The following is a 21,626-nucleotide window of genomic DNA, read 5'->3' as shown; positions in this document are numbered from 1 at the left end:
AATTGAGTGAGGAGTGGCTTTAGCAGCCATTCTATTTCTGCAAATACACCTCAGCTCTTTTTTCTAAATAGCGCTGCAGAAGAGAAACAGCCGCACATATGCACCAATAGATCATCGCTACAAGTATGTACATCGTCATATAATCAAATTCCCGTCCTCCGACGATTTTGGCATGCTGAAATATTTCAGGGACCGTTATCATCGCTGCCAATGAAGAAGCTTTGATTAAATCCAGCAACACATTAGAGAGAGGTGGTAGCGCAATTCGGACAGCCTGCGGAAGGATAATCCCTCCCATGGTTTGCCAATAGGATAAACCCAATGATTGTGAGGATTCCCATTGTCCTTTATCGACAGAACCAAGAGCAGAACGGTTGATTTCAGCAATATAAGCTGCACTGTTAAAACTGAATCCAATAATAGCCGCTTGCATGGCAGTAAATTCAATTCCGATAATCGGAAAGCCAAAATAAAGAATAAAAATAATCACAAGAATGGGTACACCGCGCATAAAAGAGATGTACATGCTGGCTGGCCAGCGCAGCCATTTACTTTTTGAACTCCGTCCAAGAGCCAAAAAGAAACCAATGATCAATCCCAAAGCCATACTGATAAATGAAATCAAGAGGGTATTCGATAAGCCTTCAAGAACATATGGCAATGAATCGATTGCTAATTCTGGGTTAAATATATATTGCCATTGGATATCTGCCATATAAATTCCCTTTCAATCACTTATTTAACTGAGTCCAACTGAACTTCTTTTGTAACGTCTGCGCTGTCATAGAATTTTTTAGAGAGCTCCGCCATTGTTCCATCCGTTTTCATTTCTTCCAATACCTTGTTTATTTCGTTCAACAAGTCACTGTTATCCTTTTTCATCAATATGGCTTGATTGCTTGGGTTGTATTTTATATTAGGATGTACGGTAATATCGAATTCTGGAAATGCAGCTACAGCTAAACGCTGAGTATAATAATCATTTAGAATAATGTCAGTTCTGCCAGTAGAAACATCTCGCAAATATTGATCATTTGTTGCATTGTCATAGATGACTTCTTCAGCTCCATGTTCACGTGCCACTTCCATATATGTAGTTGTTGCTTCTCCAGCTGCTTTTTTCCCTTTTAAACTATCAAGATCTTTAATGCCGGATAAATCTGATTTTCTAACGATGGCAGCGCCGAAGGAATATTTATAGGGTTCAGAAAAAGAAAATTTTTCTCTTCTTTCCTCAGTAGCTGTAATATCATTGACAGCGATGTCAGTTTGTCCATTGTTGATGGAGGCTAGCATTCCATCAAAGGCCATTTCAGTAAATTCAGCTTCTAGGTTTAATCGTTTAGCTACTTCACGTGTTACTTCCACATCGTATCCGGTTAATTCATTTGTTTCAGAATCATGATAGGAAGCGGGATATAAGGTTCCGGAAGTTGCAACTTTTAATTTGCCGGATTCTTTAATGGCTTCCCAGCCGGTTTTTTCCTCTTTTTTGCTTTCTTCCCCTTTGTTATTACTGCATGCAGCAGTAACCAAAGCTAGCATTGCAATTGCTAGAATTGATACAAGTCTTTTAAAGCTATTTGTGGTTATCATATTTTCACCTCGCCTACCATTATATTTGAAAAAAATGTATATGTCATTTGGGAATAAACTTGAAAGGGTATCGCGCGAAATAGAGCGTAGAAGAAATGCAAAAGGGAACAAAATTACTAATGAATGGGAGGGCACAGATGAAGGGGATAGCAGGAGTGATGCTAGTTTACTAAATTTAATAAGTTTAGTCTGGTATACAAAGCAATAAAAAAGAAATAAACGGGTGTAGTATAATGGAATGAATAAAAAAAGGTAGTGGAAATTAATCCAAAACCTTTAGCATTTCGGTGATCTTTCTTTTCGTCTCTTCCAAGTCGTATTCCTTTTCTCCAAGTGTTTCTCCATCTTCAGAATAGAAATCTGCAAAATTTTGTCCTTCATACCGCGGAACTACATGCATATGAAAATGTGTTAATTCATCAAATGCTCCACCGTTCTGACAGACTGTAATGCCATCCGGATTAAACAAAATTTTTATCACTTTTGATAGCCTCTTTGCTGCCATCATTACGGAGCTTGCCGTATTATCGTCAAATTCATTAAAGTATCGAACATGTTTTTTAGGTAAAATCAAAACGTGTCCTTCGTTATAAGGATCAATATCTAAAATACAACAAACATAATCATCTTCAAAAACTACATAAACATTTTCTTTTTTATGTGCTAAATTACAGCCTAAACAATTCATTACAGCTCCCCCTTTATTAAATTATATACGTAATTAAAAAAGTGCAGAGGGGAATTTTAGGAATAACAGAATGAAGGTATTGATAAAGGTGGGTAAGGGAGGTGGAATCTTGAAGATTACGACGAAAGTTTCCCTATATATCGGGTTATCCTTATTGCTTCTCATCGTTCTTTATCTGTATGAACTTGAACGACAAATCGACTCACCTGGAATCGAAGGAACAATTATCATTAGCGAAGCCGATGCTGTATTCATTGTGCTCGATTCAAATTTTGAGAATGAGGACGTGGATTTGCCGATTGAGGAGCTGCAAGCCAAATATAAAAATGTCGGGCGTCTATCCATCCATCAAAGTGATTATAGAGGTGAACTAAAAACCGGACAAAGGGTGAAAGTATGGATGAGCCAAACAATGGAATCCTCTCCCCCTATCTTTAAAGCGATAAAACTGGAAAGATTGTAGCAGTATTTTCATTTATTACATTAAAAAAGCCCCGTGCCATAAATAGTACGGGGATAGAATCCTTTGAAGTTCTAGACTATTTTCTTTTCTTTTTCAGCTACGGGGTTTATGCGATTGATTTCAGGAGCATGGTGCTTAGATTTAATCCAGGACCAGCCAATTGCTGCCAGTAAAATAAATCCCACATAGCCCATGATTGGATACACGGTGTTTACCAATGTAGTAAAACCAGCAAAGCTAAGACCAAAACCAATTGCTCCGAATATCACAACTGAAGGATGAAAGAAGCGTCCTTGAGGAATGATTCGCACTGTGAATGCATAAAACATTCCCACGCATGTATTGTAAATCATAGCCAATAGAATAATAGATAGCAGGTTCCCGATTAAAGGTGAGATACTATTAGCTAAAAATAAAGTAGGCATTTCTACAATTTGCATATTAGCCATATCAGTCATCATACCTATATTAATCAGCAGCATGAGTACACCGAGCAGGATACCGCCCATAATTCCGCCAATAGCTGCTTGTTTTTTATTTTTAAACGTTCCGCTAATAACAGATAGCATAGAGAAACCGACAGCAACATTAAAGGATACATAAAGTAATGCGGACATGAACCAATTTGAAGCCGCTGCTTTGTCTAAATCAACATTACGCTCTATGTCTATAGGAGTGATTCCATTTTTAATTAGCGCGTATCCTGATATAAAAATCATAATAACTAATAAAAATGGTGTGATTGAGCTAATGATAGAGATGATTTTCTCTACCTTCAATAGCATGGTCAGGATGGTGATAACTGTCATAAATAGTGAACCCCAGATGGCAGAAATCCCAAACTGTTCCTCAACAATTGATCCTGCGCCTGCTATCATAATTACACCAACGCCAAATAAAAAGAACGATAAAATTATATCCAGTGCTTGACCAAGAAAACGTCCGCAAAGAACCTCGATGATTTCTTTATGTGAGGTGGCTTGCATATGGCTGCTCAGTTGAGAGAGCTGCATGGCAATAAAGGAAAATAAGACAGTTGCCAGCAAAATAGCAGGTATACTGTAAAAGCCAAAATTCGTAAAAAACTGCATGATTTCTTGGCCAGAGCCAAATCCCGCTCCAACAATGACTCCTACAAATGCACCTGCTAGGTATAAACTTTGTTTCATTTTATCAGTCCTCCTTTATGGTAGTTTGGAGGGATATCCAAAAATTAAGTATTCTGATATATTAACATATTCATTCTATTTTAACAAATTGAAGGAAATGGAATTAAGTTTTTGGGAAATCCCGTTATAGAAGAAAGGTTAGTTTGGTAAAATGAGATAAAAGACAGTATAAGGGAGGATTCCATATGACAAGAAAAGTAGATGGAGTTCCAGCAGATACAATGAAGGAAAAGATATATTCAACCATTATAGGCGGGATTATTGGGGATGCTCTTGGTGTACCGGTAGAATTTAAAGCCAGAAATGCCGGCGTTACAGATATGATCGGTTATGGGACCTATAATATGCCTCCTGGAACATGGTCTGATGATACATCACTAACGATGTGCCTGATTGAAAATTTAATTGCAGGAAAAGATGAAAATGATTTGATGAACCGCTTTGTTTCCTACCAGGATAAAGGCTACTGGACCCCATATGGTGAAATGTTCGATATCGGCATTGCAACCGCAAATGCTATTAGCCGTTATAAGCAAGGTGTACCGGCTGTTCAGTGTGGTGGGAAAACGGAATATGATAATGGCAATGGCGCACTTATGCGTATAGTGCCACTTGTATTTACATTATCGAAAGAGCCAGATGCTCAGACGAGGAAAAAGGAAATAGAGAGAATTGCGCATGTCACGCACGGCCATCCAAGATCTACCCTTGGTACAATTATTTATGTGGAATTTTTGCTGAATATGTACGATCAACATTCACCTTTAGAATCCTTGGAAATTGCACTCAATACATGCTGGGAACAGCTTGGATCAGAGAATGAGTATCAACAAGAATTTGCTTCATATGAAAGAATCTTTAGTCTAAGCTTGCTTGAAGCAGACCGCGATGATATTCGCTCGGATGGATATGTTGTTCACTCACTTGAAGCTGCTTTGTGGTGTTTCTTTAAATCTCAAACCTATGAAGATGCCGTTCTTGAAGCGGTCAATCTGGGCAATGATACTGATACGATTGCTTTTATAACGGGAACTATAGCTGGTATGTATTACGGGATGAAAAATATTCCGGAAAAATGGGTGAATGCCCTGGTCAGTCAAGATAAAATCATAGACCACTGTGATCGCTTTTATGGCTATTGCGTGGAGAAAGCGAAATAATTTTATAGATAAAATATATGAAATCACTAAAATAGACCTGCTCAGGAAGTCTGCAAAAACGACTTTAGGACAGGTCTTTTTTAAAAGGCTTTTTTTTCGCATAGATTGTCGCTCTGAATAGAAAGAAAGAAGTACTTCTTATATAGATAAATATGTCTAAAGGTAGTGAAATCCCATTAATCTCAACCTTTCGTAAAAAGTATGACAAGAATAATTTACTTTTTATGGTATTGTAAAAAGACATATTCGGCTGAAGAGCAGGCTAATCAGATAAATTAAACTTTTAGACGGGAGAAGCTATCTTGATGGTTATCTATAATAGGCAGTAGAGTTTTCTAGGGCTTGAGACTTAACTTAAAATACTTCTATAGCTCATTTTTATTAGCTTGTTAGTAACGTATGCTTGAAAAAAAGAAAGTGGGTTATAGAAAGCAATGAAGATAGAGTCAAGAACGTGTAAACTGGATAGCCTAAAGACGATGCAAATATTTATAGATACCTCTTCATTAGAAATATTTATTAATGAAGGAGAAGAAACATTCACAGCCCGTTATTTCCCTAAGCTAAAAGAAAAAGAAATTCTTTTTAGTAGAGAAGGACGATTTGATTTGATGAAATGGGATCTTGCTTAAATAATTTCCTTATCATGACTTGTATAAATGCCTATTATGGCTTTTGTGCAGGTCTTTTTTTGTAAATAAAAGTTTTTTCACCCATGACATTGTGTCTAGATGAGCAAAAAGTATTTATTATAAAAGGGATATATTTGCATATGACAGAAAGGGATTCTTTGAAGCTATACATTCATTCTACCTATATTAAAAAAGTACTTTACTCGCATTTACTCTATAGCAGGGTAATAGTATCCTAAGAAATAGTACACAAATTAGAGTACTAAAAATAGAGTATTGTATCAGAGCTTACAATCATTAAGAATATGTAAGGCTAAAAGAAAAGATGGAAGGAAGGTAGATTGATGAATAAGACAGAAGAAATGGTTTCCAACCAGGTTCTGGGTGTATTAAGTGGAAAGAGTAATGAAGATCCATTTTCTGTATTTGCAAAAATGCGCGAGCTTGGGCCTATCGTTTCTATTCCCAACCCTTTGGGAGAGGCAGATCGTCAAGCTTGGATGGTTGTACATATGGATGAGGCAGTCCAAATCCTTAAAAATCACAAACAATTTACTGTAGATCCTTCCTCTATTGATGGAGAAAAGGGTTTTAGAGATAAAATTTATAGCGAGGTAGATACATCAGCACCTGACACATTTTTTACCGGCAAATCAATGCTTTTTGTTGATGGTATGGACCATAGGAGATTACGGATGTTGGTCTCAAAAGCATTTACACCAAGATATATGGAAGGCTTGCGACCGCGTATTCAAGAAATTGCAGATGAATTACTTGATAAAGTTCAATCTAAGGGTGAAATGGATCTTGTAAAAGACTATGCTTATCCATTACCAATTAATGTGATTTCTGAAATGTTGGGGGTGCCATACGCAGATCGTGAAAAACTCAATATATGGTCCTCCGCGATTGCGAAGGGGATGGGCTGGGGGAGACAAGACCCTACTGTAGCAGCCCATTTACAGGAATTTGGAGAATACACCCAAAACCTGGTTGCAGAAAAGAGAGCCAATCCTTCTGATGATTTAATTAGTCAGCTTATTGCGATTGAAGCAGAAGGAGAACGTCTTGAAGAATCAGAATTAATCTCAATGATTACTTTATTAATTTTTGCTGGGCATGAAACCACCTCAAACTTAATCGCAACGGGATCGATGTTGTTGTTTGAACATCCTGAACAACTTGAAGCATTAAAAAGCGATCTAAGTTTAGTTCCATCAGCTGTAGAGGAATTATTACGTTTCAACGGTCCATCTACAAGTGTGGGTCCACGCTTTGCAAAAGAGGATGTAGAGATAGGCGGCAAAAATATTAAAAAAGGAGATATGGTTCTTGTGACGGTAAAAGCCGCGAATCGAGATGAGGAAGTATTTACTGATTCAGAAGGGTTAGACGTGAAGCGGAAAATAAATCATCACCTAGCATTTGGACATGGTGTCCACACCTGCTTAGGAGCTCCGCTTGCAAGAGTAGAGGGAGATATTGCATTTACTACCCTATTAAAACGTTTTCCTGACTTAAGACTGAATGTACCTCAGGAGGAAATTCAATGGCAATTTGCCCTTTCCTCAAAAGGAATCGATTCACTTCCTGTTGCTTTTTAGTATATATAATAGCAAAAAGCCAAGACCTTGATTTAGAAGGTTTTGGCTTTCTGGTTATAAGTATTAAATTAATGCCTTTAAACTTTATTGTGCTGTTAAACCACCATCAATGATGAATTCACTGCCAGTTGAGTAGCTGGACTCATCAGATGCCAAGTAAAGCACTAAGTTAGAAACTTCTTCAGATTGAGCCACACGTTTAAGAGGAATGTGTTTAGCAAATGCTTCTACGGCTGCTTTTGTATCTTCTTGTACAACCATTGGTGTAGCAATGACACCTGGGTGAATAGAGTTTACACGAATACCGTAATTTGCACATTCGATTGCAGCTGCTTTTGTCATACCGCGTACTGCAAATTTAGTATCTGTATAACCGATAGCACCAGCAACGATTCCGTTCATAGACGAGATATTAACAATCGATCCACCGCCAGCTTTTTGCATGGCTGGAATAACTGCTTTCATTCCTAAGAATACAGAAAGTTGGTTAATATCCACGATACGGCGATAATCTTCCTCAGTCATGTCTAAAATAGATTTTGCCATTGTAATACCAGCGTTATTGACTAAGACATCGACTTTTCCAAATGCTTTTTCCGCTTCTTCTACAACCTTTGCCCAATCTTCAGCACTAGTAACATTTTGTTTTACAAATAAAGCGTTTTCCCCAAGTTCAGCAGCTGTAGCTTGACCTTTTTCTACATTAAGGTCTGTTAAAACTACTTTAGCGCCTTCTTCTACTAATCTACGAGCATGTGCCGCGCCCATACCTTGAGCCGCTCCAGTAATAATAGCAACTTTACCTTCCATACGTGCCATGATGGCATTCCCCCTCAGCGCCTAATATTTAGTATTAGGCATATTATCCTACACTTATAAATTACCAAATAAATGTTCCGTTTGTCCATTATTTAGGATTAAATATCATTATATTTACATAATTTATCCATTTTTGACGAATGTTAAGAAGGCACTGCTTTCATTAGAAAAAAGAAAGTAATATAGTAGAAGTTTACTCTCTTTTAAGGATCGTTCATTTATAACTGATTCAAAGTATTCATGGATAGTTAATAGATTAATAAAACAACTAAAATAACTCCCTAAATAACTGTAGGGAGTTAATTAATGGCTATTTTAAAGAATGACATTTGTCGGGTCATCACTGTCTTGTTTATATCCAAGTATCCAATTCCAAGCATCATCCAGCTGATCGGAGTCAAAATGCTTAGCTTTAATGCCCGGTACCAGATTACTGAGTGTTGCAATCATATTAGACCAACTTTGATCTGCTACAATGGCAATCTTGTTAAATTGATTCATTCGTTTGGTATCGAATTTGATTCCTTCTGCCAGACCTTTTAGGCTGGCTCCATCGACGTTTTCAATGACAGCTAGTAAATTGAATTCCTTACCATCCAATAAATTTTCTTTTACAAAGTTATCTAATTTACGTGCATCTTCTTCAGTTGATTTCCCGTACATTTCTACTGCAATAGTAGACGGGTCCTTACTTGGTAAAAATGTTAGCATTTTTATTCCTCCTTATGCATCGTTTTATTACACAATTCCCCTGCAGCACAATGTCAAACCAATAATTGTATATTTGCGAGTATTCATTCATCCGCAGCGTCAAGGATATCTAAACTATTTTTGTTTTAACTTTACCAGTTATTATCAATCGGTACTGTTTAATCCTCTGTTCAGCGATACTAACAAGCTTTATAAATACAATATGACCGTAAAATGTGAATATTTTATGTAAAATGATAAGTCTATTTTACTAGTAGAATTAATTTTAAAAGGATTTACATATTTTCATAAAATATATACATTTACATAATTTTGTATATTCTTTATAATGAAAGCGATACCAAAAGAAGGGGTGTTCTTATGAAAGCAGAAAAAGTCATCCATCAATATCAGAATTATCTTGGAAGTGGAATAAAACCTGCGAATTTTGATGAATTTTGGGATAAACAACTGGAAGAGCTTGAACGGCTTCCATTGGATTATGAATTGGAGAGAGTTGAAATTCCTTCCCGAGTCGCTGATTTTTATAATTTGTATTTTATTGGTGTTGAAGGAGCAAGGGTGAGATGCCAATATGTTTGTCCGAAACAAGTAAATGGAAAAATACCCGGAATGCTTATGTTCCATGGATATCATGGAGACAGTGGTGATTTTGGCGATAAAGTAAGCTGGGCTGCTGAAGGCTTTTCTGTCCTTGCTATGGATTGCCGCGGACAGGGCGGGCTTTCTGAGAACAACTCTAAAGTAAAAGGAACAACGATGAAGGGACTCATCATCCGCGGTGTCGAAGAAGGGCCGGAAAGTTTGTATTTCCGTTCTGTATTTCTTGATACTGTACAGGCTGCCAGAATTTTAATGTCGATGGATGAGGTCAATGAAGAGGAAATATATATTCAGGGTGCCTCACAGGGCGGAGCTCTATCATTGGTTTGTGCAGCGTTGGAACCAAGAGTGAAAAAGGTTGTTGCGCAATATCCATTTTTAAGTGATTACCGTAAAGCTTTTGAATTTAATATTACTTCTTCTGCCTATGAGGAACTTCATTATTGGTTTCGTTTCCGTGATCCGATGCATGAGCGTGAAGATGAATTCTTCAACACTCTTGAATACATAGATTTGCAACACTTTGCACCGCGAATTAAGGCGGAAGTAAAATGGGCGATTGCCCTTGAGGATGATGTTTGTTATCCAGCCCAGCAATTTGCGGTCTACAATCAAATCACTTCGCCAAAGGAAATGATTATCTTTCCGGAATATGGTCACGAATATTTGCCGAAGCTTGGTGACCGCGTAAAGGGGTTCCTATTATATGAATAAATTGATTAAAGTAAATAAAAACAAGCTTGAGTTTCATCTATCAAACAGTAAAGTAAGTTATTTATTCCGCGTGATGGACCAAATCAATCAGCTGGAGCATTTATATTTTGGGAAAAGTATTCGTCATCAGGAAAACTTCGACTTTTTAATGGAAAGAGAAGTACGTCCATCGAATAATCAGTTTGAGGGTGATCATACTTTATCACTGGAACATATCAGACAAGAGTATCCTGGTTTTGGTACCTCGGATTTTCGCTACCCAGCACAGCAGGTTCGCTATCCAGCGGGTGACAGAATCAGTCGTTTTGAATATGCAGATTATCGAGTTATGGAAGGGAAACCAGTCCTTGATGGTCTGCCGGCTACATATACGGAATCTCCTGAGGAGGCAGAGACGCTCGAAATTCTGCTGAAGGATGCGTATTCTGAGCTGACATTATATATATTCTATACGATTTATAAAGATCGGCCGGTTATTGCCAGAAGTGCTAAATTTACGAATAATGGTTCTGAAGACTACGAGCTTGAAACAGCGATGAGCTTAAGCATCGATTTTTCAGATGATAATTTTGAATTGATTCACTTAAATGGTGCCTGGACCCGCGAAAATCATCTTGAAAGGAAACCGGTTATAACAGGCGTCCAATCGATTTCCAGTACACGTGGAGCAAGCAGTCATGCTCATAACCCATTTATGGCGTTGGTTCGACCCGAGACAACGGAGCATGCCGGTGAGGCATATGGCTTCAGTTTAATTTACAGCGGTAATTTTCTCGCCCAGATTGAGGTGGATACATACAAAGTAACAAGAGCGATGATGGGCATTAATCCATTCCAATTCGCATGGAAGCTGAAGCAGGGTGAAAGTTTCCAAACACCAGAAGCCGTACTGGTTTATTCTGACTCTGGTTTAAACGAAATGAGTCAGGCATTGCACGACCTTTATCGTACTCGATTGGCGAGGGGAGTTTGGAGGGATAAAGAACGTCCGATTCTTATTAACAACTGGGAAGCGACCTATTTTGATTTTAATGAAGAAAAAATTCTTGAGATTGCACGTAGTGGTGCTGAGCTTGGAATGGAGCTGTTCGTCCTTGATGACGGCTGGTTTGGTCAGCGTAATGATGATAGCTCTTCATTAGGGGATTGGTTTGTTAATAGTGCTAAATTGCCTAATGGAATGAAGGGGTTATCAGAAAAGATACACGCCTTGGGATTAAAGTTTGGTCTATGGTTTGAACCGGAAATGGTCTGCAAGGATACTAAGCTATTTAAAGAACATCCAGACTGGCTAATCCAGGTTCCGGGCAAGAGACTATCTCACGGCCGAAATCAGTTTGTCCTGGACTTTTCCCGATCTGAAGTAGTCGAAAATGTATACGAACAAATGGATGCGATTCTATCAGACTGTCAAATTGACTACATCAAATGGGATATGAACCGCTATATATCAGAGGCCTATTCCATAGCATTGCCGGCGGATCAGCAAGGAGAGGTATGGCATCGTTACATTTTAGGTGTTTACTCCTTATACGAGAGGCTGATAGCGAAGTATCCTGATATATTATTCGAATCCTGTGCAGGCGGTGGAGGACGTTTCGATCCAGGGATGCTCTACTATGCACCTCAAGGCTGGGCAAGTGATGATACAGATGCAGTTGAACGGTTAAAAATTCAATATGGAACTTCATTCGTTTATCCATTATCCAGTATTGGCAGTCATGTATCTGCTGTTCCGAATCATCAGGTGGGAAGGACAACAAGCATGGAAATGCGCGCTAATGTTGCCTTCTTCGGTACATTTGGATATGAGCTGGATATTACCCTTCTATCGGAGGAGGAAAAGGACCAGATTAAGAAGGATATTACCTTTTTCAAGCAGCATCGCGCTTTGATCCAGCAAGGGACATTTTTCCGGTTATTAAGTCCGTTTACCAACAATGAAACGGCATGGATGGTTGTTTCAAAGGATCAAACGGAGGCGATTGTTGGCTATTATGAGGTTTTATCAAAGCCAAATCGTCCATATGAACGATTAAAGCTAAAAGGATTGGCAGAGGACAAAATGTACCAAATCAATGGAGACGGGAAAAGGTTTGGCGATGATTTAATGCAAATCGGTCTTCTTTTCGGAGAAAACTTTACCGGAAAAGCGGATGAATTTTGGTCCAGAGAGAAAACGAAGGATTACAATAGCAAACTATTTTATTTGAATTCAATAAACTAACTGTTTAGGAGAGAGGCAATCATGAAAAAGTTTCCGGATAATTTTTGGTGGGGTGCAGCTACCTCTGGTCCCCAAAGTGAAGGTAGATTTAATAAAAAACATGCAAATGTATTTGATTACTGGTACGAAGTGGAGCCCGAGGAGTTTTACAAACAGGTTGGACCTGATACTGCCTCCAATTTCTACAATAGTTATGTAAAAGATATTCATTTAATGAAGGAAATTGGTCTTAATTCTGTCCGGACTTCCATTCAATGGACAAGATTGATTGACGATTTCGAAACAGCGACTGTCAACGAGGATGGTGTTCGCTATTATAATGATGTGATTAATGAGTTCATTAAACAAGGAATCACGCCTGTTATGGCACTCCACCATTTTGACCTTCCGGTTGAGCTATACAAGAAGTATGGCGGCTGGGAATCAAAGCATGTAGTTGACTTGTTTGCTAAGTTTGCGGGCAAATGCTTTGAGCTGTTTGGCGACCGAGTTAAGCACTGGTTTACTTTTAACGAGCCGATGGTCATTGTGGACGGCCAGTATTTATATCAATTCCATTATCCAAAGGTGGTTGATGGAAAAAGGGCAGTCCAGGTTGCGTATAACTTAAATCTGGCTTCCGCTAAAGCGATTAAGGTTTTCAGGGAGTTGGGTCTTCATAATCAGGGTGCAAAAATTGGAATTATTCTCAACCTGACTCCATCCTACCCTGCTTCCAATAAGGAAGAAGACGTAAAAGCAGGGAAAATTGCGGATCTATGGCGCAATGAGATGTTCTTAAATGCGGCTGTTTATGGAGAATTTCCGGCACAATTGGTTGAAATTTTAACAAAAGATAAAGTGATCTGGGAATCAACGGTGGAAGAACTGGCGATTTTGAAGGCAAATACCATTGATACCCTTGGCGTTAATTTCTATCATCCGTCTCGCGTGAAGGCCCCAGATATCTCACCAAACAGTACAGCCGATTGGATGCCTGACCGCTATTATGATCATTATGATATGCCTGGCAGAAGGATGAATGTGGATAAAGGATGGGAGATTTATCCGAAGGCATTGTATGATATCGCCATCAATATTCGTGATAATTATAAAAATATTGAGTGGTTTGTTTCCGAAAATGGAATGGGTGTTTCACGGGAGGAACGTTTCCTGAATGATGAAGGCATGATTGAGGATGATTATCGGATTGAATTCATCGAGGAGCATTTAGAATGGGTTCATAAAGGAATAGAAGAAGGGTCAAATTGCTATGGTTATCATCTATGGACACCTATTGACTGTTGGTCATGGAAGAATGCGTACCGTAACCGTTATGGATTTATTTCGAATAACATCCATACGCAGGTGAAGACCATCAAGAAATCGGGTTATTGGATTAAAGAAGTTAGTGAAAATAATGGATTAAAGTAAAGTGATGGATCAAGCACCTAATTTGTTTAGAATAACGGAACTGTTCTGCAAATTAGGTGTTTATTTATTATTCTCAGGGAGCAGGAAGTGAAAATCATGTCATTACTGGTTTATGATATTGGCGGTTCAACTGTAAAGTATGCGGTTTGGGATAAGGAAGAAATAGTAGATAAAGGATCATTTATCACTCCATCTACATGGGAGGAAATGAAAACATCCTTATTGCAGGTTAAACAGAAATTTGCTGATCAGTTCATGATTGAGGGAGTTGCAATCAGTTCACCTGGAGCCGTCAATCAAAGAAGAGGAGTCGTGGAAGGAGCAAGTGCTGTTCCCTATCTTCATGATTTTGAGATTTACCCTGAACTAACTAAGCTATTCGGTTGCCCCATTTCTATGGAAAATGATGCGAATTGCGCAGCGCTTGCAGAAGTATGGAAGGGTGCAGCGAAGGGGCTGAAGGATATTATTTTTGTAGTAGTTGGCACAGGTATTGGCGGTTCCGTAATTGTCGACGGGAAGATTCATCATGGGAAACATCTTTTTGGTGGAGAATTTGGGTATATGCTCCTGAACCATGATGAGACCTTCAGTACATTAGCAAGCCCGGTCAAAATGGCTGTCCGCTATGCGAAACGGTTCAATCTGCCAAGCGGAAAAATTAGCGGAAAAGAAGTATTTGAACTGGCGGAGCAGGGTGACAAAATAGCAATAGAGGAAACAGAAAAGTTCTATTATAGCCTGGCACAAGGAATCTATAACTTACAGTACAGCTATGACCCTGAAAAAATTATTATTGGCGGGGGAGTCTCGGCTAAACCAGATTTGATTCCACAATTACACCGTAAATTTAAGGAAATATTAGATAAGGTACAAATTGCAAAAATTGTTCCAGACATTGCTATTTGCAAGTTTAAAAATGATGCCAATCTTATTGGAGCAGTATACAATTATCAACTAAATCACGGCGAAAGCAAATAACAAACAAATCCTGCATCTATACCATGCAGGATTTTTATTTGGCCCTGTTTATAAAGGTTATTGCGAAGGGTTAGTTAAGGAGAAATGTTTTTGGTCTCATTTGTTTATTCATGTCCATCTGATTGTTTAAGTGAAATGCTTCGCAAACACGTTCAAGTATACTTGGTGACCTCAATTTAGTGCCTATGGTAAATAGGTTAATCAAAAATATTACTTATAAAGCGAATGATCATCCTTGGTATAAACATTAAAATCTCCCAAATGATTTCACCAATAATCTCAAACAGGGATTCTTTAAAAAAGCCATTTCTATTTCTCCTTCTATCTCTCATCTTCTTTTAACTCCTAATTAAAAATGATTGATTTGGAGCAAAAACATTTACCTTTAAACAAATTCTGCTTTCATTTCTTAATCGAACAATTAGCTAGATGAAGAAATAGTCTTCCGCTGCTATCAAATAAAAGAGTAGTGCACAAATAAACCAAATTAAGTAGCCTCTACGATTTGTTTCTTTTACTAAATAATTTTCTATACCATTTAATAGGAAGCTAGTTCCAAGCATAAGATACATCCAATAAAATCGACTAGTATACAACACTGGAAACGAAGCAATACCCATGCCAATCCATACAGTAATTTGTGCATACATAAGAGGTTTAACTGGATGTTCAGCTTTTTCAAAGAACAAGCTTATAATATTTTTCATAATAGAATTCATATTTTTCCCCCATAGATCATTTCAGGAACTATCAGTTCTAAATTAACTTCACTGTAATAGTTTACCATTTTTTAAGGTTATACAACTATACTAATTGAGCTAATATTAATGAAGAGGGATAAAATAAGGCTCTGCTTAAACAGAGCCGTTTATTTATTCTGGAAGTCTTTTTATTAGCTCATAACACATGCGGCCGTTATGATAAAATCCTTTCCAGGAGTCAGCGATATTTTCAGGTGTTTGGTATTGATCATTTCTGAGTGAGGAGATTACCTCTCCGTGCTCATCTATCCTTGAGAACCATTCTCCTCCCGTACGAGGGTCGTGAATCTTTTTCTGAATATACGTCCAAGCACGTTCGCTGAGTTGGATAAATTGTTCATCTTTAGTAAGCTGATAAGCATTATAAAAGCCGATAACTGCCTCTGCCTGCGCCCACCAAATCCTTGTCTTATGTATGTTTCCCTCTTTTTTAGCATCATAGATAGATCCATCCGGATCAATGCCTTCAACTGCAACCTTGTAAGCAATCTGCTTATTCATTTCTACAATATCTGGCCGGTCAAGACCGGTTATATGTAGGGTTTCGGTTAAGAGCCAGCTCGTTTCGATATCATGGCCGTAGGAGTACGCCTCTTTTGTAGACTGCCAGTTTTCATCAAAAGCGACTCTGCAAACATGTTCTGTAGGGTGATAGATTTTTGAATAAAACAAATCCAACAGATAATTGATTTTGCTCAACAGCTGCCTATCAGGCCAAACACTATATAAATTTGTATAGGCTTCTAATAGGTGAAGATGACTGTTAGTAGTAAAAACAGCATTAGCACCTTCATTCAGCAGATGATGCTCGGTCTGTATCCAGTCCTGTGTAAATTCCTCTTTGTAACCTCCGTATGTAGTAGAAAAACATGTATCTTCAAGAAGATGAAAAAGATCAATGGCATAGGTTAAGGCTTCCTTATTGTCAGATGCCTTGACATATTCACTAAGTCCATAAATAGCAAAGCTTTGTGCATAGATGTGCTTGGTTGAGATGAGAGGCTGCCCAAGGTGATCGACAAGCCAATAGATTCCTTTATGTTCTTGGTCCCATAACGCATTAATCAAGAAATGGTAGGAATGCTCAGCGGCCCGCAAATATTTTTCATCTTTCGTGAGAAGGTAAGCGCCCGAGTAGCTCCACAGGTGACGTGCTCCTACCACACCTCCTTTGGGACTATCTTTGTGAAGGGTTAAATCATAATCCACAATTCCATATGATCCGCCATTTTCATAATCCAATAGCTTCACCCAAAAGGGGAGAATTCTTTCGTTTAATTCCTTTTTAAATTCAACCTTTTCCAACTGGAACAGCCTCCTCATGTTTTTCTACACTATTTTGGATCCATTTCTTGGATAACGTTCGTTTTATAACGAGAAGAGCCCGAATGATTTCATGTGAGCTTGCAAGGGCATATATAGCAACTTAATATAGCGTCTGCTCTAGGTTTTCTTTGATCATTTTCCAGGAAATAAACTCCTTTTTAACAAGCAACATGAAAAGAAAACTTGTCTGGACGAAATCATATTCAAACTGGAGATGATTAATAACTGAATCGTGATTGGAATGGTGAAGTAAAGCATTTTACGGTAGTATTCTTGTTTATGATCCATATCTGCACGTACTTTCAATTTTTTAATTTTTCTTTACGAAAATAAATGGAAAATATATAATTAATTTACAACAAATGTATATACTTATCAATCTATTAATATTACTTTTTGTTACATTTTGTTAAATCATTTGAAAGGAGAATATGATGGATTTTATTAAGGGATTTAGCTTTGGTTATATGAGTAAGCGCGGAGAATGGGAGGATGTGAAGGCAAAACAGTCTTTAAAATCTTTAAAAGAAAGATGCGGAATTGATCATGTCGTTTTAACGGTTGTGGCAGAGCAAGATCGACCCCAGTCCACTGTAATTAACTGGAGGGAACATCCGAATGTGGTCAGTGATGAAGAAATCATCGAGATGGTCCATTTTGCACAATCACTGGGTTTAAAGGTTATTTTAAAACCGATGGTGAATGTTTCGGACGGGACATGGCGTGCCCATATTAATTTCTTTGATACCGATGTTCCGTGTGAGCCTAAATGGTCTGAATGGTTTGCCTCTTACAATGAATTCATTCTTCATTACGCGAAACTAGCTGAAGAAACGAAGTGTTCCATGTTTGTGGTCGGCTGTGAAATGGTCAATGCAGACCGCCGTGAAAAGGAATGGCGTGATTTAATAAATGAGGTCCGGAAGCTGTACAGTGGACTTGTTACTTATAATTGCGATAAGTACCAAGAAGATATTCTAAAATGGTGGGACGCTGTTGATGTGATCTCTTCTAGCGGTTATTATCCGATTGATAAATGGGAACAAGAGCTTGACCGTATTGAAAGCGTTGTCAAGAAACACACTAAACCATTTTTCTTCTGTGAAGCCGGCTGTCCGAGCTGGGAGGGTGGAGATTTGCTCCCAAATGACTGGACATTAAGAGGGAAAGCAGATGTCAATGTCCAAAAAGAGTGGTACGAAAAGATGTTTAGCACAACGGTAAAGCGAGATTGGGTAAAAGGATTTGCCTTATGGGACTGGAAAGCTCATTTATATCCTATAGAAAAGGCAGATTCTGATCAGGACTATGCTGTCTATGGAAAGCCGGCAGAAAAAGTTATTTATCGATATTATAAGGAAATCTTTTAATTTACAAGACTGAAAGATTGTCTGTTTTGTTGATAAAAAGTTACAACATTTCAAAAGTATTACTTTTTTGTAATAAAAGACTATACAAACTAAAACATAGGATGCTACAATATTTTTGTAAGCGTTTACCAAATTATACTTTGGAGGGAACTGGAATGAAGAAATTATTCCGTATGGGGGTTGCCGCAAGTGCTCTGGCCCTTGCATTAACAGGTTGCAGTGATAAGAGCAATAGTGATTCCGATTCTAAAGAGTCAGGAAAAGAAACAATCACTTTTATCAACCACAAGACAGACTGGACAGGTAATGGGAAATGGGATGAATACATAGCAGAGTTTAATAAAAAACATCCCGATATAGAAGTAAAAGTGGAAACGATTACAGACTATGCTGGTCAAATGCAAATTAGGATGAACTCAGAAGACTACGGTGATGTGTTCATGATTCCAACAACGATTAAGCCTGAAGACAATGCAAACTTCCTTGAGCCGCTTGGTAAACAGGATGAATTATCAAAGAAATATATGCTTTTAAGTGACCGTTCTTATGAAGGTACTTCCTATGGTATTCCGATTGCAGTTAATACGACTGGTGTCATCCTTAACATGAAGGTATTTAAAGATGCAGGTATTGATACTGTTCCAGCAACACCAGAAGATTTCGTAGCTGCATTAGAAACAATCAAGAAAAAGAACGCGGATGTAACTCCTTTATACACAAACTACGCTTCCGGCTGGACATTAACTAACTGGGACTTCATCCGTACAGGTGCTTCCGGTGATCCGGATGTTACGAATAAAATGGTGAAAGATAAAGAACCGTTTGCAGATGGTAAAGTAATGAACACAAGCTACAAACTTTTATATGATTTAGCGGAAAAAGGTTTAACTGAAGCTGATCCTTCCACAACTGATTGGGAACAATCCAAACAAGATTTGGCAGACGGAAAAATTGCTGTTATGGTTCTAGGCAGCTGGGCAATTGAACAAGTTCAAGCTCTTGCTGAAAATCCAGAAGATATTCAGTATGCAGCGTTCCCAATTACCGCACAAGATGGCAAACAGTATGCTGCGATTGGCGGAGACTACAATATCGGTATTAATGCGAACAGCAAACAAAAAGAAGCTGCTCGTAAGTTCGTAGACTGGTTTATTGATGAATCTAACTATACAAAAGATACAGGAGCCATCTCTCCTAAGGTTGGCGAAGAAATGCCAGCAGCTCTTAAAACGATGGAAACAGCTGGAGTAGAATTTATCCAGGCTAATCCATCACCTAAAGGAGAAGAATCTCTATTTAGTGACATCAACAACACATCTGAAATCGGAATTGATACAACAGAAGCAACGAAGCAACGTATTATCGATGCGGCAAAAGGCAATACAAAAGAATCCTTTGATGCCATTATGAAAGACTTGAACAAAAAATGGTCCAGTGCAATGGAAGAGATTGGCAAGTAAGGAGAATCATCTTATTGAATATACTGGGGTGTTTGCAGAATTCATACTGTAACACCCCAGTTCCTCTAATACAGAAGGATTTGAAAAGTATCTTTGTCCATTAGGGCCAGCTAATGAGATAAGAGGAGTAAAAGCGATGAAAAAAATAAATTTGAGTTATAAGGCGCAGCGTCGTATTATCATTTTTCTGTTTTCAGCTTTACCTGTTTTTTTGCTTTTATTATTTTCTTATTATCCGCTAGTAAAAATGCTTCAATACAGTGTTACGGATTGGAATGGGATTAGTCCGACGAAGGAGAATGTTGGTCTCGCCAACTATTTAAAGGTCTTTACAAACCCAGAGTACTTTTCAGTATTTAAAGTCAGTCTCTACTATTTTGTAGCGACATTTATCCAACTGGGAATTGCTTTATACTTTGCCACGATCCTAACTTTTAAGGTGAAATTCGCAAACTTTTGGAAGGGTATTTTGTTTTTTCCGTACCTTTTAAATGGAGTGGCTATTGGGTTCATCTTCTTGTATTTCTTCAAAGCCGGAGGAACATTGGATACGGTCATGACTTTCCTTGGGTTAGATAGTCAAATCCAATTATGGCTTGGAGACCGTTCTATAAACAATATGTCCCTGGCGTTTACGTCGATTTGGAGATATATGGGGTTCAACTTCATCATATTCCTGGGAGCTATTCAGTCCATTGATCCTGAAATTTATGAAGCAGCGGAAATTGATGGTGCCAGCCGGTTCCAGCAATTTTTATACATTATTTTACCGAGTATCAAACAGATTGTGTTCCTGAATATCATTTTAGGAATAAGCGGTTCCCTAAGTGTATTCGATATCCCATACATTATGACGGGTGGATCAAATGGAACGAAAACCTTTGTCATTCAAACAATCGATACAGCCTTTAAGTACCAGAAGCTAGGACTGGCGTCTGCCATGGCCCTCATATTGTTAGTCATTGTCATCGTCGTGACATTAATTCAAAAATACATGACTAGAGAGAAAGAGGTGTGACCATGAAGGCAAATGTCAGTGTGACAGAACCAAAGATTCCAGCAAAGCAGGATCATGCATACAACATTAAGAAACTGCTTGGCGCCATTGTAAAATACGGCAGCTTACTGCTTGGAGTAGCGGTTGCTATTTTACCTGTATTGGTTGTGTTTATTGGATCATTCAAGTCAAAAGAGGAATTCCTGACAACTGGTGTTCTTGCTTTACCGGAACAATTTACGTTTGACAATTATACAAAAGCATTCATAGATGGCCAAATGACTGTTGGGTTTAAAAATACGCTTATCATCTTTATTGTTTCAATTGTAGGAAAACTCTTGCTTGGAACGATGATTGCATATGTTTTGAACCGATTTGATTTTAAATTGAAGAAACCTATTATGGGACTCTTCCTCCTTGCAACCCTGATTCCGGCAATCACTACACAGGTTGCAACATTCCAGATTATTGAAGGAATGGGCTTATTCAATACGATTTGGTCGGTTATTGTGCTGAATCTTGGCACAGACGTAATAGCTGTCTATGTATTCCTGCAGTACCTTAACAATATTCCAGTTTCATTGGATGAAGCAGCAATCATGGAAGGCGCATCTTACTTTCAAATATATCGCAAGATTATCTTGCCTTTGCTCAAAGCTCCAATGATTACGATTCTTATTATTAGCGGTGTGGGAATCTACAATGACTTCTACAATCCATTCCTGTATATGCCGTCACCTGAATTGAAGGTTATTTCAACAGCGTTATTTGCCTTTAAAGGACCATATGGAACGGATTGGCCGGTCATTCTGGCGGGTGTTATTATCGTAATTACACCAATACTAATCGTCTTCCTGGCCCTTCAAAAGTATATTTATAACGGAGTTTCTGGTTCAGTAAAATAAGTATTTCAAGTCCATTATAGTAGAGGA

21 protein-coding genes are annotated in these 21,626 nt (G+C 38.2%); 12 read left to right on the top strand and 9 right to left on the bottom strand.

What is annotated here, in order from left to right; genetic code table 11:
• Positions 1 to 31: 31 nt before the first annotated feature.
• The 3 genes from F7984_RS12680 to F7984_RS12670 form a co-directional block, all read right to left on the bottom strand.
• Positions 32 to 715, bottom strand: coding sequence for an amino acid ABC transporter permease (locus F7984_RS12680; protein ID WP_066104616.1), 684 nt, complete (start codon positions 713 to 715; stop codon positions 32 to 34).
• Positions 716 to 735: 20 nt separating this feature from the next.
• Positions 736 to 1,596 carry a transporter substrate-binding domain-containing protein gene (locus F7984_RS12675; protein ID WP_066104615.1) on the bottom strand — a complete coding sequence of 287 codons (861 nt, stop codon included), beginning with the start codon at positions 1,594 to 1,596 and terminating at the stop codon, positions 736 to 738.
• Between the two features lie 262 nt (positions 1,597 to 1,858).
• Positions 1,859 to 2,284, bottom strand: coding sequence for an HIT family protein (locus F7984_RS12670; protein WP_066104612.1), 426 nt, complete (start codon positions 2,282 to 2,284; stop codon positions 1,859 to 1,861).
• A 109-nt stretch (positions 2,285 to 2,393) separates the two neighbouring features.
• Between F7984_RS12670 and F7984_RS12665 the strand changes: the two genes are divergently transcribed.
• Positions 2,394 to 2,747 carry a DUF3221 domain-containing protein gene (locus tag F7984_RS12665; RefSeq protein WP_175354268.1) on the top strand — a complete coding sequence of 118 codons (354 nt, stop codon included), beginning with the start codon at positions 2,394 to 2,396 and terminating at the stop codon, positions 2,745 to 2,747.
• Positions 2,748 to 2,818: 71 nt separating this feature from the next.
• On the opposite strand, the gene F7984_RS12660 is transcribed toward F7984_RS12665, so the two are convergent.
• Positions 2,819 to 3,916 carry a YkvI family membrane protein gene (locus F7984_RS12660; RefSeq protein ID WP_066104608.1) on the bottom strand — a complete coding sequence of 366 codons (1,098 nt, stop codon included), beginning with the start codon at positions 3,914 to 3,916 and terminating at the stop codon, positions 2,819 to 2,821.
• Between the two features lie 185 nt (positions 3,917 to 4,101).
• Between F7984_RS12660 and F7984_RS12655 the strand changes: the two genes are divergently transcribed.
• The 3 genes from F7984_RS12655 to F7984_RS12645 all read left to right on the top strand — a co-directional run bounded on the left by F7984_RS12655 (position 4,102) and on the right by F7984_RS12645 (position 7,312).
• Positions 4,102 to 5,076, top strand: coding sequence for an ADP-ribosylglycohydrolase family protein (locus F7984_RS12655; protein ID WP_225983599.1), 975 nt, complete (start codon positions 4,102 to 4,104; stop codon positions 5,074 to 5,076).
• 434 nt (positions 5,077 to 5,510) lie between these two features.
• Positions 5,511 to 5,708 carry a GH32 C-terminal domain-containing protein gene (locus F7984_RS12650; protein WP_139892411.1) on the top strand — a complete coding sequence of 66 codons (198 nt, stop codon included), beginning with the start codon at positions 5,511 to 5,513 and terminating at the stop codon, positions 5,706 to 5,708.
• Positions 5,709 to 6,052: 344 nt separating this feature from the next.
• Positions 6,053 to 7,312 carry a cytochrome P450 family protein gene (locus F7984_RS12645; protein ID WP_140462066.1) on the top strand — a complete coding sequence of 420 codons (1,260 nt, stop codon included), beginning with the start codon at positions 6,053 to 6,055 and terminating at the stop codon, positions 7,310 to 7,312.
• Positions 7,313 to 7,396: 84 nt separating this feature from the next.
• Here F7984_RS12645 and F7984_RS12640 read toward each other — a convergent pair whose 3' ends face one another.
• Both F7984_RS12640 and F7984_RS12635 read right to left on the bottom strand, forming a co-directional pair.
• On the bottom strand, positions 7,397 to 8,131 hold the full coding sequence (locus tag F7984_RS12640) for a glucose 1-dehydrogenase (protein ID WP_066104599.1): 735 nt from the start codon (positions 8,129 to 8,131) through the stop codon (positions 7,397 to 7,399).
• A 315-nt stretch (positions 8,132 to 8,446) separates the two neighbouring features.
• Positions 8,447 to 8,842 (bottom strand): SpoIIAA family protein, encoded by a 396-nt coding sequence (locus F7984_RS12635; protein WP_140462067.1) that lies wholly within the window; start codon positions 8,840 to 8,842, stop codon positions 8,447 to 8,449.
• A gap of 360 nt (positions 8,843 to 9,202) precedes the next feature.
• On the opposite strand from F7984_RS12635, the gene F7984_RS12630 reads away from it, so the two are divergent.
• From F7984_RS12630 to F7984_RS12615, 4 genes are all read left to right on the top strand, one after another.
• Complete coding sequence (locus F7984_RS12630) at positions 9,203 to 10,159, top strand: acetylxylan esterase (RefSeq protein ID WP_140462068.1); 957 nt, start codon at positions 9,203 to 9,205, stop codon at positions 10,157 to 10,159.
• Positions 10,152 to 12,386: an alpha-galactosidase gene (locus F7984_RS12625; RefSeq protein WP_140462069.1), complete on the top strand. Its 2,235-nt coding sequence runs from the start codon at positions 10,152 to 10,154 to the stop codon at positions 12,384 to 12,386. Before F7984_RS12630 ends, F7984_RS12625 begins: the two co-directional genes overlap by 8 nt.
• Positions 12,387 to 12,407: 21 nt before the next feature.
• Complete coding sequence (locus F7984_RS12620) at positions 12,408 to 13,799, top strand: glycoside hydrolase family 1 protein (protein WP_140462070.1); 1,392 nt, start codon at positions 12,408 to 12,410, stop codon at positions 13,797 to 13,799.
• A gap of 96 nt (positions 13,800 to 13,895) precedes the next feature.
• A complete protein-coding gene (locus F7984_RS12615; protein WP_140462071.1) occupies positions 13,896 to 14,780 on the top strand; it encodes an ROK family protein in 885 nt (294 codons plus the stop codon).
• A 197-nt stretch (positions 14,781 to 14,977) separates the two neighbouring features.
• On the opposite strand, the gene F7984_RS19575 is transcribed toward F7984_RS12615, so the two are convergent.
• From F7984_RS19575 to F7984_RS12605, 3 genes are all read right to left on the bottom strand, one after another.
• Positions 14,978 to 15,112, bottom strand: a complete 135-nt coding sequence (locus tag F7984_RS19575) for a hypothetical protein (RefSeq protein ID WP_258188244.1) — start codon at positions 15,110 to 15,112, stop codon at positions 14,978 to 14,980.
• 93 nt (positions 15,113 to 15,205) lie between these two features.
• The gene (locus F7984_RS12610) at positions 15,206 to 15,499 is read right to left on the bottom strand and encodes a hypothetical protein (protein ID WP_066104564.1); all 294 of its coding nucleotides are present in this window, start codon (positions 15,497 to 15,499) and stop codon (positions 15,206 to 15,208) included.
• Positions 15,500 to 15,652: 153 nt separating this feature from the next.
• A complete protein-coding gene (locus F7984_RS12605) occupies positions 15,653 to 16,846 on the bottom strand; it encodes an AGE family epimerase/isomerase (protein WP_181162042.1) in 1,194 nt (397 codons plus the stop codon).
• 455 nt (positions 16,847 to 17,301) lie between these two features.
• On the opposite strand from F7984_RS12605, the gene F7984_RS12600 reads away from it, so the two are divergent.
• From F7984_RS12600 to F7984_RS12585, 4 genes are all read left to right on the top strand, one after another.
• Positions 17,302 to 18,237, top strand: a complete 936-nt coding sequence (locus F7984_RS12600) for a glycoside hydrolase family 113 (RefSeq protein WP_140462073.1) — start codon at positions 17,302 to 17,304, stop codon at positions 18,235 to 18,237.
• Between the two features lie 155 nt (positions 18,238 to 18,392).
• The gene (locus F7984_RS12595) at positions 18,393 to 19,697 is read left to right on the top strand and encodes an ABC transporter substrate-binding protein (protein WP_140462074.1); all 1,305 of its coding nucleotides are present in this window, start codon (positions 18,393 to 18,395) and stop codon (positions 19,695 to 19,697) included.
• Between the two features lie 136 nt (positions 19,698 to 19,833).
• On the top strand, positions 19,834 to 20,715 hold the full coding sequence (locus F7984_RS12590) for a carbohydrate ABC transporter permease (RefSeq protein ID WP_066104552.1): 882 nt from the start codon (positions 19,834 to 19,836) through the stop codon (positions 20,713 to 20,715).
• Positions 20,716 to 20,717: 2 nt separating this feature from the next.
• Entirely contained in the window at positions 20,718 to 21,599 is an 882-nt protein-coding gene (locus tag F7984_RS12585) for a carbohydrate ABC transporter permease (RefSeq protein ID WP_140462075.1), read from the top strand.
• Positions 21,600 to 21,626: the final 27 nt, after the last annotated feature.

This window comes from Pradoshia sp. D12 (genome assembly GCF_008935075.1).
In the GTDB taxonomy this organism is placed as follows: Bacteria; Bacillota; Bacilli; order Bacillales; family Pradoshiaceae; genus Pradoshia.
Note: the sequence above shows the minus strand (reverse complement) of the source record. Positions and strands in the feature narration are given on the sequence as shown.

Excerpts from the sequence above, each read along its gene's own strand:
- F7984_RS12635 (WP_140462067.1), bottom strand. The coding sequence starts at position 8,842 with ATGCTAACATTTTTACCAAGTAAGGACCCGTCTACTATTGCAGTAGAA.
- F7984_RS12645 (WP_140462066.1), top strand. The coding sequence starts at position 6,053 with ATGAATAAGACAGAAGAAATGGTTTCCAACCAGGTTCTGGGTGTATTA.
- F7984_RS12595 (WP_140462074.1), top strand. The coding sequence starts at position 18,393 with ATGAAGAAATTATTCCGTATGGGGGTTGCCGCAAGTGCTCTGGCCCTT.
- F7984_RS12640 (WP_066104599.1), bottom strand. The coding sequence starts at position 8,131 with ATGGCACGTATGGAAGGTAAAGTTGCTATTATTACTGGAGCGGCTCAA.
- F7984_RS12600 (WP_140462073.1), top strand. The coding sequence starts at position 17,302 with ATGGATTTTATTAAGGGATTTAGCTTTGGTTATATGAGTAAGCGCGGA.
- F7984_RS12655 (WP_225983599.1), top strand. The coding sequence starts at position 4,102 with ATGACAAGAAAAGTAGATGGAGTTCCAGCAGATACAATGAAGGAAAAG.
- F7984_RS12615 (WP_140462071.1), top strand. The coding sequence starts at position 13,896 with ATGTCATTACTGGTTTATGATATTGGCGGTTCAACTGTAAAGTATGCG.
- F7984_RS12650 (WP_139892411.1), top strand. The coding sequence starts at position 5,511 with ATGAAGATAGAGTCAAGAACGTGTAAACTGGATAGCCTAAAGACGATG.
- F7984_RS19575 (WP_258188244.1), bottom strand. The coding sequence starts at position 15,112 with ATGAGAGATAGAAGGAGAAATAGAAATGGCTTTTTTAAAGAATCCCTG.
- F7984_RS12630 (WP_140462068.1), top strand. The coding sequence starts at position 9,203 with ATGAAAGCAGAAAAAGTCATCCATCAATATCAGAATTATCTTGGAAGT.
- F7984_RS12675 (WP_066104615.1), bottom strand. The coding sequence starts at position 1,596 with ATGATAACCACAAATAGCTTTAAAAGACTTGTATCAATTCTAGCAATT.
- F7984_RS12620 (WP_140462070.1), top strand. The coding sequence starts at position 12,408 with ATGAAAAAGTTTCCGGATAATTTTTGGTGGGGTGCAGCTACCTCTGGT.
- F7984_RS12680 (WP_066104616.1), bottom strand. The coding sequence starts at position 715 with ATGGCAGATATCCAATGGCAATATATATTTAACCCAGAATTAGCAATC.
- F7984_RS12590 (WP_066104552.1), top strand. The coding sequence starts at position 19,834 with ATGAAAAAAATAAATTTGAGTTATAAGGCGCAGCGTCGTATTATCATT.
- F7984_RS12585 (WP_140462075.1), top strand. The coding sequence starts at position 20,718 with ATGAAGGCAAATGTCAGTGTGACAGAACCAAAGATTCCAGCAAAGCAG.
- F7984_RS12625 (WP_140462069.1), top strand. The coding sequence starts at position 10,152 with ATGAATAAATTGATTAAAGTAAATAAAAACAAGCTTGAGTTTCATCTA.
- F7984_RS12670 (WP_066104612.1), bottom strand. The coding sequence starts at position 2,284 with ATGAATTGTTTAGGCTGTAATTTAGCACATAAAAAAGAAAATGTTTAT.
- F7984_RS12610 (WP_066104564.1), bottom strand. The coding sequence starts at position 15,499 with ATGAATTCTATTATGAAAAATATTATAAGCTTGTTCTTTGAAAAAGCT.
- F7984_RS12660 (WP_066104608.1), bottom strand. The coding sequence starts at position 3,916 with ATGAAACAAAGTTTATACCTAGCAGGTGCATTTGTAGGAGTCATTGTT.